The 12,510-nt window shown below is 62.0% G+C and carries 11 protein-coding genes and 1 other RNA gene; 3 read left to right on the top strand and 9 right to left on the bottom strand.

Annotated features, from left to right (window positions below; all coding sequences use genetic code 11):
* Positions 1 to 26: 26 nt before the first annotated feature.
* From ABI546_RS22310 to dnaX, 4 genes are all read right to left on the bottom strand, one after another.
* On the bottom strand, positions 27 to 440 hold the full coding sequence (locus tag ABI546_RS22310) for an MAPEG family protein (protein ID WP_348050360.1): 414 nt from the start codon (positions 438 to 440) through the stop codon (positions 27 to 29).
* A 113-nt stretch (positions 441 to 553) separates the two neighbouring features.
* A complete protein-coding gene (recR, locus tag ABI546_RS22305) occupies positions 554 to 1,180 on the bottom strand; it encodes a recombination mediator RecR (protein WP_348050358.1) in 627 nt (208 codons plus the stop codon).
* A gap of 155 nt (positions 1,181 to 1,335) precedes the next feature.
* Positions 1,336 to 1,668, bottom strand: coding sequence for a YbaB/EbfC family nucleoid-associated protein (locus ABI546_RS22300; protein ID WP_348050356.1), 333 nt, complete (start codon positions 1,666 to 1,668; stop codon positions 1,336 to 1,338).
* Positions 1,669 to 1,762: 94 nt separating this feature from the next.
* Complete coding sequence (dnaX, locus tag ABI546_RS22295) at positions 1,763 to 3,616, bottom strand: DNA polymerase III subunit gamma/tau (RefSeq protein WP_348050354.1); 1,854 nt, start codon at positions 3,614 to 3,616, stop codon at positions 1,763 to 1,765.
* A gap of 201 nt (positions 3,617 to 3,817) precedes the next feature.
* Between dnaX and ffs the strand changes: the two genes are divergently transcribed.
* From ffs to ABI546_RS22280, 3 genes are all read left to right on the top strand, one after another.
* An RNA gene (ffs, locus tag ABI546_RS22290) (signal recognition particle sRNA small type) lies at positions 3,818 to 3,914 on the top strand.
* Positions 3,915 to 4,244: 330 nt separating this feature from the next.
* Positions 4,245 to 4,988 (top strand): Abi-alpha family protein, encoded by a 744-nt coding sequence (locus tag ABI546_RS22285; RefSeq protein WP_348050352.1) that lies wholly within the window; start codon positions 4,245 to 4,247, stop codon positions 4,986 to 4,988.
* Entirely contained in the window at positions 4,985 to 5,821 is an 837-nt protein-coding gene (locus tag ABI546_RS22280) for a hypothetical protein (protein WP_348050350.1), read from the top strand. Before ABI546_RS22285 ends, ABI546_RS22280 begins: the two co-directional genes overlap by 4 nt.
* Positions 5,822 to 5,953: 132 nt before the next feature.
* Here ABI546_RS22280 and ABI546_RS22275 read toward each other — a convergent pair whose 3' ends face one another.
* From ABI546_RS22275 to ABI546_RS22255, 5 genes are all read right to left on the bottom strand, one after another.
* On the bottom strand, positions 5,954 to 6,430 hold the full coding sequence (locus ABI546_RS22275) for a low molecular weight protein-tyrosine-phosphatase (RefSeq protein ID WP_348050348.1): 477 nt from the start codon (positions 6,428 to 6,430) through the stop codon (positions 5,954 to 5,956).
* Positions 6,431 to 6,438: 8 nt separating this feature from the next.
* Positions 6,439 to 6,723 carry a hypothetical protein gene (locus ABI546_RS22270; RefSeq protein ID WP_348050346.1) on the bottom strand — a complete coding sequence of 95 codons (285 nt, stop codon included), beginning with the start codon at positions 6,721 to 6,723 and terminating at the stop codon, positions 6,439 to 6,441.
* An 82-nt stretch (positions 6,724 to 6,805) separates the two neighbouring features.
* Positions 6,806 to 8,188 (bottom strand): TIGR03862 family flavoprotein, encoded by a 1,383-nt coding sequence (locus tag ABI546_RS22265; RefSeq protein WP_348050345.1) that lies wholly within the window; start codon positions 8,186 to 8,188, stop codon positions 6,806 to 6,808.
* 331 nt (positions 8,189 to 8,519) lie between these two features.
* Positions 8,520 to 9,152 carry a hypothetical protein gene (locus ABI546_RS22260; RefSeq protein ID WP_348050344.1) on the bottom strand — a complete coding sequence of 211 codons (633 nt, stop codon included), beginning with the start codon at positions 9,150 to 9,152 and terminating at the stop codon, positions 8,520 to 8,522.
* Between the two features lie 53 nt (positions 9,153 to 9,205).
* Entirely contained in the window at positions 9,206 to 12,487 is a 3,282-nt protein-coding gene (locus tag ABI546_RS22255; protein ID WP_348050343.1) for a UvrD-helicase domain-containing protein, read from the bottom strand.
* Positions 12,488 to 12,510 lie beyond the last annotated feature (23 nt).

Below are 12,510 nucleotides of genomic sequence, written 5' to 3'. Positions count from 1 at the left end.
GGTAACTTCAACACCCGCAGCACGCGTCAGCGATAGCCGGAAAAGAGAATGATGACGTTGATGAAAAGTGCCGCGGCCCAAATGGCGGACCGCGCCTTGGGCAGGTCAGCGATGTACATCATCACGTACGCAATGCGCAACACAATAAAGAGAAGCGCGAGGATGTCCAGCCGGGTTTGCCCTGCCTGCAGGATGTGCGCAATGATGACGGCCGCAAAGAAAAAAGGCAGCGCTTCGAATGTGTTGGCCTGGGCGGCATTGGCCCGAGCGCGCCAGTCGGTTTGCCGCGCCAGCCAGCCTCGCGGATTGTTGTTGTCAAATCCGCCGTCGCGCCGCGGCGTGCCCATCGTGCCGTATTTGGCAATGCCGGCACACACAATCGGCATCAGGGCAGCGATGAGAACACACCAGTAGGCAATGGTGAAGCGTGCGAATGTCATGGTGTTTTCCTCCTAGAGCTGCCCAACGCGGGCGTTAAATTTATAGAAATAAAGCTGCCAAAAATAGAGCTGGCAAGACAAGCTGGCAATCTAAACCGGCAGACGCGAGGCCCTCACCTGCGGTCTACCAGTGCATGGGCAATGGTGCCCAGGTCTACATACTCAAGTTCGCTGCCCACCGGCACACCACGGGCCAGGCGCGTCACCTGCACGCCTCGGCTCTTGAGCGCCTGGGCAATCACATGCGCCGTGGCCTCGCCTTCGGCTGTGAAATTGGTCGCCAGAATCACTTCCTGGACTTCACGCTCGCTGACGGGCAATGCCTCACCCTGCCCGTCCTTCGGCACCACGCGGTCAAACAGTTTTTGCAAGCCGATGTCGTTGGGGCCGATTCCATCCAGCGGGCTGAGCTTGCCCATGAGCACAAAGTAGAGGCCCTTGTAGGCCAGCGTGCGTTCAAGCGCCGCCTGGTCGGCCGGCGTTTCCACCACGCACAGTTTGCTGCGGTCGCGCTGCGGATTGGCGCAGGTCACGCAAACTTCCTGCTCGGTCAGCGTGTTGCACAGGGTGCAATGCCGCACGCTGTTCACGGCATGCTCCATCGCACGGGCAATCTGGAGTGCGCCGGCTTTGTCATGCTGCAGCAGATGAAACGCCATGCGCGCAGCCGACTTCGCGCCCACACCCGGCAGCTTGCGCAGCGCCTGTGTCAGGCCTTCGAGAGCGTTGGAGTCAGCCATGTGGTGGAAAATGCAGCTTTAAGAATATGAAGAACAAGGCGTAGCGAGCGGGTTCAGGGCAAGGCGCGGGTGTCAGGTCACCGGAATGCACTTAAGGTGCATGAGGATGACCTGATCGGGACCCGCAACGCGGCCATGAGCCCGCGCAGTAGCCGTTAGAACGGAAGCTTCATGCCGCCGGGAAGCCCGGGCATTCCGGCCGTGAGTTTTCCCATCTTTTCCTGGCTGACTTCTTCGGCCTTGCGCACAGCGGCATTGAAAGCGGCCGCCACCAGGTCTTCCAGCATGTCCTTGTCGTCGGCCAGCAAGCTGGGGTCAATTTCAATGCGTTTGACGTCGTGCTTGCAGGTCATAGTGACCTTTACCAAGCCAGCGCCAGCTTCAGCCGTGACTTCCACAAACGCCAGCTCTTCCTGGGCCTTCTTGAGGTTGTCCTGCATCGCCTGCGCCTGCTTCATGAGGCCTGCGAGTTGTCCTTTGTTGAACATGGGTGTTTCCTTTAAAACTTGAATCGGATGATGTTTTTGCGTCGAAAGCGTCGAAATTTGGGGCCGAAATTTGCGTCTTAAAGACTGGCTTTGATCATATCGATTTAGAAGCCAGCGGCCGGATGCTGCCGGGGACAATTTTGGCGCCCCAATCGCGAATCATGTCCTGCACAAACGGGTCGTTCTGGATCATCTCTTCGGCGGCACGCTGACGCTCAGCCTGCGCCGCCGCGTTGCGCCGCGCCGGCGTATCGGTCACGGGCCCGACTTCCACTGCAAGCCGCAGCGCAGCATCGCCCAGATGCGCCTGCAGGGCCGCTTGCAGCTTTTCGCGTGCGGCGACCTGGTTCAGCGATTCGCGCTCCACCCGCAGTGTCCACAGCCCCTCGGCCTGGCTGCGCAGTTCAGACTGCAAACCCAGCTCACGCGTCAGCGCCGCCACGGCTTCCGCGGCCACCAGCTGGTTAACCGTCTGGCTCCAGCCTTCCCCCAGCGGAACAGGCACCAGCGGCGCGACGGCCGCCGCGGATGCGCCAGGTTGAGGGCGCTGCGGCGGCGCTTGCCGCTCTGGCAGGGGCACAGACGATGCTACTGAATTGATAGCTGGTTGCGCACGCTCTGCCTGGGCTGCAGGCTGTTTTTGTTCAAAATTCTGGCGCGCGGCCGGTTCGGGCGCAGCTGGTCGGGCCGACGGCTCGGGCTCGCGCTGCGCGGGTTCAGGCGCAATGGCAGGCGCTGCCACAGGTCGCGCGGGCGGCACGGGCACATTCGCGCGCGTCGCCTCAGAGTGAGGCTTTTTTCCAGGCTCGGCGGCACTCCCCAGCTTGGCGGCGGCCGAAGCCTGGGGTTTAAAGGCCAGCAGGCGCAACAGCACCATGGTCAGGCCCGCATATTCGTCGGGCGCCAGGCCCAGCTCGCCGCGGCCGTGCAGGCACAGGCTGTAAAGCAGCTGGGTTTCATCGGCGGGCAATGCTTGCGCCAGCCGGGCCGTTTCGGCGATATCCGGATCAGCGCCGTCGTCGCCCGCGCCCATCTCGGGTACGGCCTGCAACACCGCCATGCGCTGCAGCACCGTGGTCATTTCTTCCAGCGTGGAGGCCGCGCTCAGGCCATTCAGCCGCAGCGCCTCTGATGTCTCCACCACCGTCTTGCCGTCGCCACGCGCCAGCGCGTCGAGCAAGCGGTACACATAGCTGCGGTCCACGCTGCCCAGCATGGTGCGCACGCTGGCTTCGTCCAGCGAACCCGAGCCAAAGGCGATGGCCTGGTCGGTCAGCGAAAGGGCGTCACGCATGGAACCGCGTGCCGCGCGCGCCAGCAGGCGCAGCGCCTGCTGCTCGGCCGGAACGTTTTCTATGCCAAGCACCTGCGTCAAATGCTCCAGCACGGTCTCGGGCGCCATGGGCCGCAGGTTGAACTGCAGGCAGCGCGACAGCACCGTGGCCGGCACCTTCTGCGGGTCGGTCGTGGCCAGCACAAACTTCAGGTACTCAGGGGGCTCTTCCAGCGTCTTGAGCATGGCGTTGAACGCCGTGTTCGTGAGCATGTGCACCTCATCGATCATGAAGACCTTGAAGCGGCCGACGACGGGTTTGTAAACGGCTTGCTCCAGCAGCTGGGCAATCTCATCGACACCGCGGTTGGACGCTGCGTCCAGCTCCGTGTAATCCACAAAGCGGCCGCTGTCGATATCGGTACAGGCTTGGCACACACCGCAGGGCGTCGCCGTGATGCCGCCCTGCCCGTCCGGGCCCAGGCAATTGAGCGATTTGGCCAGGATGCGCGAAATCGTCGTCTTGCCCACGCCCCGCGTGCCGGTGAACAAATAAGCATGGTGCAAGCGCTGGGTGGCCAGCGCATTGCCAAGCGCCTGCACCACATGCGACTGGCCCACCATTTCAGAGAAATTTTTGGGACGGTATTTGCGGGCAAGAACGAGATAGGACATCCACACATTCTAATTTGACCAGATGTGGCCCCCACGCTTTTCACTTCGTGTAATGCGCTGCCCCCCGAGGGGGCCGCTGCGCCTGCGGTCTGGCAAAGCCAGTCCCGCGGCCCCTGCTTGGCTGAAGAGCCCCTGCGCCGCCATTTCCCAAATGGGGACTATTGCGGAGGGGTCATTCCCAAGTCATTTACAATCGTGCGTGACGGGCCTTCCCGCATGGTAAAGCGGCCAACCGGGTCAGGTGGGGAACCAAGCAGCCCTAACTGTGGAGTCAGTGCCGGGGTCAAGGCTCGTCACCTTATTCATCTCAAATCCGCGTTTCTTGCGGGGTTTTTAAGCCTAGAGCGGCTTCCCGCTGCGCCTTTGTATCGCTTGAGTGTGTCACTTCATTAATTTATGAAGAAAAAAAGACACCAGTAAATACCCTGAAGCGGGCCGAATGACTTGGTGCATTCGAGGCAAAACGGCGGATGCCACCTTGCCGCTTCTTAACGTCACCTGTCGCCGCCTTCACCAGGATCTGCGTATCGGAGGTAGCTCGTTGCAGGGGCATAGTGGCATGACCAGCCGACGCCCACCGGTTCTCCTTTCCTCAAGCAAAATGAGATGAGGCAAAACGGGAGTACACATGAACAATCCGGCAACAGAAGGTGCAAAAGCAGTGCAGGAAGTGGCTAAGACCTCGGGGAAAGCAATCGATGCTGCGAGGGAAGCTGGCGGCTTCATCGCCAAGTTCATTCAAGGCCCGTTAGAACAAGCAGCGGGCATCTGGACCGATAAACTCAAATATGTCAGATGGGAGCAACAGGTAGACCTGATGAATCGGGTCAATACCAAGATGGCTGAAGTAGGCCTCAACACGCCCTCTCGGCCACTCCCGCTAAAGCTCGCCATCCCAATTCTCCAAGAGGGATCAATGGAGGATGAAGAGTTTCTGCGAGATCGTTGGGCGAACTTGCTTGTGAACGCGGCCAACGGCAGCAGCAGTATAAAGGTTCAACCGATGTTTGTGAGCATGTTGAAAGACATGACCAGTCTTGACATCCAAAACCTCACAGCGATTTATGCAGTTCCCATACCTGCCGACGCGGTGGACGTATATGTGTGGCCTGGAGACCTACCGTCCTCCGCCCGCGTGATGGATACCGCCAATGACAAGGCTGATGCCGCCGTCAATTCCATGAATGAAGCGGTGATCCTATCGCTTGCAAATCTGATGCGACTGGGTTGCATTACGACGGGGCTGATGTACTCAGGCGGCCGCCTTGATGTGGGCTGTCTTGTTACCTTGCCGCTTGGACGTGCATTCGTGGATGCCTGCACGCTTCAAGGTAAGCGAACTAATGTGAGGTCCGACGAGAGTATGCGATGAGAAAAATTATAGATAGCAACCGTCTGCGCTCCGATGAGCTTCGCTCTTTTCTTGCGGCATCCTCAAGGAACATTGCCGTACTCACTGACTTCGTAGGAATGGAAGCCTATAAGGCTGATAGCCTTTCAACCTTGTACAAGTCCATGGAGGTTCTAGCGACTTTCCCCCGTCAAGTCCAGATACTGAAGGGCACGGCAAAGGTATGTGCAATGAGCGGGCGAGCTGCGGGATTGCAACGTAGGCTCATAGACGAGGACCAAACATCCGGATTCCCTGATTTTGTAAAGCACCTCGAACTCGCTCGATTAGGAAATGAGCATCTGGAAAAGCAGCTATTAGAAAACGTCGAGTCCGCGCGAGGACACCTCGACGTACAAATGCTGGGAGACGCGGCAACCCTGGGAGCCACTTTTGACACTTTAGCGATGGAGTACTCTAAGGAAGAAAGAGCCATTCTTCGACGCGGCGATCCATATACGCCGTCGATGATTCGACGCCTGATGGAAACTCTTTTGCAGTTGAGTGTGCAATCCTTTAGGGTTGCTCCGGGAGGCCTCCGCATGCCCATACGGGGAGAGTTACCGAACACCTTTATTTTTCGTGTCTCGCTTTGCACTTATCTCCTTGCGCTTCGAGGAGGCGTAGCCGGGGGGTTAACAAACTCTGCCCCAGCCAAGATACGGAATCACATGGTTGATATGGTCCTCGCAGCTTACGCAACTTTCTTTGATGGCCTACTGTCTGCGGACACTATGCTAAACGACGTGCATACTGAAGCGCGGATGATGCTCGGCTACTGCTTTAATGCGGATGTACCTGGGATACAAAAATAGGCGTTCGCCATGTAGCATCGAGGGGATCTAAAACTTCAGGCACTAGCGCCTTGCCGGACACGCATCGTGATTTGTATCAGGCGCGAATGGCCGCGCTGGCCTAGCACGCGTTCGAGTTCATGCCTTTACGCGCTACAGCCGCAGCTCAACATACCGCATCAACCCCTCACACGCATCCTCCACAAGGTCCAGCACATGCTCAAAGCCGTCCTTGCCGCCGTAGTAAGGATCGGGTACCACCGGGCTGTCGTGCTTCAAACAAAACTCCGTGAGCCTGCGCACTTTGTGAAGATGCTCGGCGGGACATTCTTCTTTGATCAAGACCAGGTTGTCCCAGTCCATCGCCAGAATCAAATCGTAGCGCTCGAAATCGGCGTCCGAAATCTGCCGGGCTCTCAGGCTTGAGAGGTCATAGCCGCGCTTGAATGCGTGCGCCTGTGAACGCTCGTCGGGTGGGTTGCCGGGGTGGTAGTTGTGCGTGCCGGCCGAGTCGACTTGCACTTGATCTGCAAGGCCCCGGTCCATAACCATTTTCTGAAATATGCCGTGGGCTGTTGGGCTGCGGCAGATGTTGCCCATGCAGACAAAGAGGATGGAATACGGCTTCATACGATGGTCTAGCCCCGGCTAACTTCCTCAACCGCCTCGGCAGTCTGCAATGCATGCATGGCGATCTGCGCGGACATGAGCGCCAGTGACGCGAGCGGGTAGGTGCCGCTGATGATGCCCCGGAAGGCGACTTCTGCGGCGACGGCATCCTGGCCCAGGCCTTCGGTGGCGGCGATGATGCACTCTTCGATCCCGCCCAACCCTGCGTCTCCGAACAGGTCTTCGCCTTCGTAGGTCACACGGTATTCGTACTGGGTTTTGTCAAAGGAGTCGATGTTAAAACGGACGATCATGGCGGGCCTTTCGCTCAACGGCGGATGGTTCGGTCAATTATTGCTACGAAATCAATAGCTGCTTGCGCTCGCCCCCATTGGGCTACAGGCCAAAATGGCTTAAAACGCCCTGCCCGGCAGCACGGCCGCTGGCAAAGCAGGCCGTGAGCAGGTAGCCGCCTGTGGGCGCTTCCCAGTCGAGCATTTCACCGGCGCAAAACACCGGCTGGCTGACGCCATTGAGCGGCTGCAACTGCAGCTGCCCGCTCATGCCCTCAAACATCACGCCGCCCGCGGTGCTGATGGCTTCGTCAAGGGGCCTGGCGGCGGTGACCCGCACCGGCAAGGCCTTGATGCCGGCGGCCAGGCGCACTGGGTCGGCGATGGCGTCTTTGCTCAGCAGCTCGTACAGCATCGCGGCCTTGATGCCGTCGAGGTTGAGGCGGCTTTTGAGGTGGCTGGACAGCGAGCGTGAGCCGCGCGGGTGGCGCACTTCCACCAGCACCTGCTCGGGCGATTTGTCCGGCAATAAATCGAGCATGAAGGTGGCGCTGCCGTGGGCGGCAATTTCGTCGCGCAGCAGGCTGGAGGCGGCGTAAACCAGGCTGCCTTCCACGCCCGTGGCGGTGGCAATGAATTCGCCCTTGCGGCTAAAGCTGCGGCCGCGTGAATCGGTGAAGTGGATGGCGACGGACTTGAAGGGCTGGCCGGCAAAACGGCTGGAGAAGTGTTCCGTCCAGCCGGCCTTGGCCTGCGGGCCTTTACCGGTATTTTTGCCGATGATCTCCTGCAAGAATTCGCGGCGGGTCTCGCCGGGTTCGGCTGCGGCTGCCTCAAGCTGCGCGGGGCTGTCCGGCTGCGCTGCCATGTCAAAGCCGCAGTTGGACGGCTGGAGCGGCGCGACCGCTGCGCCGCGGCTGGCCAGCAAAGGCGCCCAGGCGCCGTCTGACCCCAGCCGTGCCCAGCTGCCGCCGCCCAATGCCAGCACCACGGCGTCGGTTTGCACCTGCACTTCGCCGGCGGATGTAGAGAACTTGAGCGCGCCGTCATCGGCCCAGCCCAGCCAGCGGTGGCGCATGGAAAACCGCACGCCCGCCACGCGCAGGCGGTGCAACCAGGCGCGGAGCAACGGTGCGGCCTTCATGTCTTTGGGAAACACGCGGCCCGAGCTGCCGACGAAGGTTTCCACACCCAGCGCTTCCGCCCAGCTGCGCAGCTGTGTCGGGCCGAACGTGGCCAGCAACGGCTGCAGCTGCGCGGCGCGCTCGCCGTAGCGGCTCAAAAATGCCTCGGGCGCTTCTGAATGCGTGAGGTTGAGCCCGCCAATCCCGGCCAGCAAAAACTTGCGCCCCACCGAAGGCATGGCGTCATAGACCTCAATCTGCACGGCCGCACCGGCCCCCGCCAACACTTCGGCAGCCATCAGGCCGGCGGGCCCACCGCCTATGACGGCAATGCGCAAAGGGCCGGCAGGCGGTGATTTCATGGGAGAGGCTGAATCGGTCAAAAGGGGTTCCGTCTGCTCGCGGCGGCGAGAAATAGTGAATGTGAATGAATCTGAGTGAATCTGAGTGAACTGAATCAACTGAAGGAACGTGGCGGGGTGAAAGGCAAACCGCCTGCGTTTTTTTTGAAAAGCCGTGGTGAGACGCTACTTTTCAGGCGGCCTTATTTGCTCTCATTTTAATAGCTGCTTGCGCTCGTCCCTATTGGGCTAGAGGGCTATAAAGCCAACAATACGGTGCGGGTGCAGCGGCAAGCCGTTGCGCGGCGAGCGTCAATTATCACAGCCCGCACCCTTTCAGCACGCGGCAGGCTTACATCGGGGGCGCAAAACCGTTGCGGCCAACGATGACGCGCAGCGCGGTTGGCTTGCCGGCTTTTTCCTGCGCGGTGATCATGACTTTGGCGCCGGGCACCAGCAGCACGTTTTCATCGGCCTTGCCGGGCTTGAACGACACCACCGGCACATCATGCGGAACGATTACGGTTTTCTCGCCGTCCTTGTAGCGCAACGTGAGCTTCTGGCCACCCGGAACGGACGACGGTGCCGCGGCCAGGTCGGCCACAGTGGCGTTGGTCATGGTGCTGTCCGGCCGCAAATCCCAGGGGCGATGGCCCTCACCGGCGCCGCGCGCTGCTTCGGGGAACACCAGCACCTCCAGCGCGAGCTGGGTGCCATCGGCCTGCGGCATGCCCGCGGTGCCGATATAGCTGCCGGGCTTGATGTCGGCCAATGCCAGCGGGTACACCTCGGACACGTCCATCTCGGCCGGCCGTACCAGCGTGATCACTTCGCCGCTGCGCTCCCTGACAGTGAGGCTGGTCGCATCGACTTTTTCAATCGTGGCGCGCAGGCGCACCGTGGGGTTGGCGGGCGCGGCGGTTTGCGCCCACGCCAGAGGCAGCGTGGCCAGAAGGACCAGCGAGGCGGCAAGTTGTTTGAACATGGTTGTGTCTTTCTTGAATCTTGAAGTCAGGAGATGACCCGGGCTGTGTGAGATCAATCCACCTCGACCACAGTTCCCCGGCCCGTCAGGAAAGCTGCTTTGACCGGTGCGCCGGGGTAAATCAGCTGCACCGCCGCGCGGTAGGCCTGCAGCTGCGTCACCAGCGCAGGCTGCAGCTCCGGCGCTACGGCGGATTTGTAGTCAAGCACCCACCAGTGGCCTTCGTGGCCGGTGTCCTTGCGCTGCACCAGGCGGTCCAGCCGCAAATCTTTCCCGGCATAGACCAGGCCGACTTCGTTGCCCTGCCAGGCCACGGCGTCATCGCTCCAGGCCCAGGCGCCCTCGCCCGCCAGAATGCGCCTGGCCAGTGCAGCAGCCTCGGCCGCCTGCGCCGGACTCAAGCGAAACTCGCGCGCCGCCGCCGTGACCTGCGGCGCCGACAAGGCACCGCCCCACTCCAGCAGGCGGTGCATGGCCTTGCCGATGCGCGCCTTCAGCGAATCTTCATCCACCCGCTCCACGGCAGGCACAGCGGGCGCCAGGGCTTCGGGCAAGGCCGGCAACTCGGGCAGGTAAAAAATGCCGGTGTCCACCAGGTCCGGCCGCGCCGCGGCGGATTCGTCGGCCACCGGCGCGGGCAGCTCGCCCACCAGTGCGTACAGGCGCTGCCACCAGCTTTCGGTGGTCACGCGGTGCGGCTCGATGGAAGAGATCACCAGCGTATGGCGGGCGCGTGTCAGCGCCACATACAGGGCGTTGAGTTCTTCGCGCTTGCGCGCGGCCTGCTCACTGGCCAGCGTCTCGGCAGCGCAGGCCGGCGGCCGGCTTTCGCTAACCAGAAAGACGAACTTGCGCGGCTCGGTCGCCTCGCCGGGCCAGTCGACCAGCACGCCCATGCTGTCGGCGTTGCGCTCCACCGTGTCGGTGTCCAGCAGCAGCACGGCCTCTGCCTCCAAGCCCTTGGCCCCGTGAATTGTCAGCAACCGGACGGCCTCGCTGCTGACTGCTGCCGGCGCCTGCGTTCCGCCGGCCTTGAGCGCGCGCACAAAACCATAGGGCGTGGCGTAACGCCCGCCGTCCAGCGCCAGCGACACACCGAGCAGCGCGCGCAGATTGGCCAGCACCGCGCTGCGCTGCGCCGCCGGAGCCGCGGCGCCAAAACGCGCCAGCACGTCGCCGTCGTCGTAAATGCCCTGCAGCGCATCGTGCGGCGGCAGGCGGTCCAGCCAGCGCTTCCATTTGGCAAAAATAGCCCCCAGCCCTTTCAGGACGGGCGCAAGCAGCTCCTCTTTTTGTAGCAAGCTGTACCACGGCAGGTGGTGCTCGCGCTGCAGCAGGGCCAATTCCACCAGGCTTTCGTCGGCCAGGCCAAACAGCGGCGAGCGCAGTGCGCGCGCCAAAGAAAGGTCATGCTGCGGCGACACCAGCACGTCGAGCAGCGCCACGATGTCCAGCACTTCACAGCAGTCGATCAGCTCGGTTTTTTCGCCCACCTGCGCAGGGATATGCAGTGCGCGCAGCTCGTCTTGCAGCGGCAGCAGACCAGCGCGTTTGCGCGAGAGCACCATCACATCCTGCGGCCGCAAGCCGGCGGCGATTTGTTCGGATATCCACGCTGCGGCCTGCCGGGCTTCGCGCGTGCGCAGGGTTTCTTCGGGCAGCTCGCGCGGCATGGTCAGACTGTCACGCCAGCCTGCGGCCAGCGGCGAAGCTTCTTCTTCGTCCTTGTTGCGCGCAATGGGCGGCAGGCGGCCGACAGCGCCGGCCAGGCCCGAGGCCGTGGTGTGCTCGCGAAATCCGTCATAGCCGTCGGCCTCGCGCGCCACGGCCATGGCCGAATTGACGGTGTCGATCACCGCTTCGGCGTTGCGGCGCGTGTGGTCGCAACTGAGCAAATCACCGCCCAGACCGTGCACCACAAAAGCCTGCGCGGCGCGGAACACCTGCGGCTCGGCGCGGCGAAAGCGGTAAATACTTTGTTTGGGGTCGCCCACCAGGAACACGCTGGGCGCCGTACCCGCACCGGAGTAGCCGATGAGCCAGGCATACAGGGCCTGCCACTGCAGCGGATTGGTGTCCTGGAACTCGTCGATCATCAGGTGGCGGATGCGCGCGTCCAGCCGCTCCTGCACCCAGCCCGACAACACCGGGTCGGCCAGCATCAGCAGCGCGGCACGCTCGACGTCGTTCATGTCGACCCAGCCGCGGTCACGCTTCAAGGCGGTGAACTGGGCGATCAGCACACGTGTGAGCCGCGCCATGCGTTGCTGGTACAGCCAGGCATCGTGCTGCTGGCGGGCCGCCACCACGCGCAGCACCAGGTCCTGGGCAATGCGCACCTGCTCAATACCGACGATTTTTTCGCTGAACTTGCGTGGTGCGCCTTTGGTCAAAAGAGCCGCAAATGCCGCCGGGAAGTCGCCGGCTGGCAGCGCCTGTTCGAGCTCCACACCCTTGGCCGAAAAAGTCGGCGCGCTCGCACGGCCTAGTGCCAGTGCGGCGTCCCTCAGCGTTTGCCGGTGAAAGCGGTTGGTGCTGAGCAGCTCTTCCGGTTCGTCAAGGCCGCCAAATTCGGTGAACTGCGCGCTGAAGGCTTGCACCGAGGCGTCGATCACGCCTTTTTCGTCGGCCAGCGTGAATTCGGTGCGCTTGTCGAGCGCAGCCTGCAAGGCCTTGTCGGCCTGGAAACGCCCGTACATCAGCACCACCGCTTCAAAGTCGGCCTTGAGCGAGGCATCAGCCGAAACTGCCGCATAAAAACGCCGCCATACCAGCGCGCGCGCCGGTGCGTCGTCTTCCAGCAGCTCGTAGTTCACCGGCAGCTCCAGGCGCTGAAGCACCGCCACTGGCGCGCTGCGCAGCAAGGCCGCAAACCAGCTGTGGAAGGTGCGGATCTGCACCGAGCGGCCGCTGGCCAAAATGGAGCGGTATAAATTTGATAGCTGCTCGCGCACGGCCTGTGCGGACTTCAGACCTTTTTGGCTTGCAAAATCGACGCTGACGCCGCGCATTTCGAGTTCGCGCTGCAGGGTCTCGTCGTCGGCATGGGCAAAGGCCTTGAGCCAGTCGTCCAGCCGCTCGCGCATTTCGCCGGCAGCTTTTTTAGTGAACGTGATGGCCAGGATCTCATGCGGCAAGACCTGCTGCCCCGGCACGGCCGTGGCCCCGTCAAGCAAGGCCCGCACGATGCGCGACACCAGCATCCAGGTTTTGCCCGCGCCTGCGCAGGCCTCAACCGCCACACTGCGCCGCGGGTCACAGGCAATGGCGTAAAACGCTTCGGCGGAGACCGGCTCGCCGTTGCATTCATAGGCGGCGGTGTGGGCGATCTTCATCGTCCACCACTCCTTGCAAGCGC

This window comes from Polaromonas sp., assembly GCF_039932935.1.
Classification (GTDB): Bacteria; Pseudomonadota; Gammaproteobacteria; order Burkholderiales; family Burkholderiaceae_C; genus Polaromonas.
Note: the sequence above shows the minus strand (reverse complement) of the source record. Positions and strands in the feature narration are given on the sequence as shown.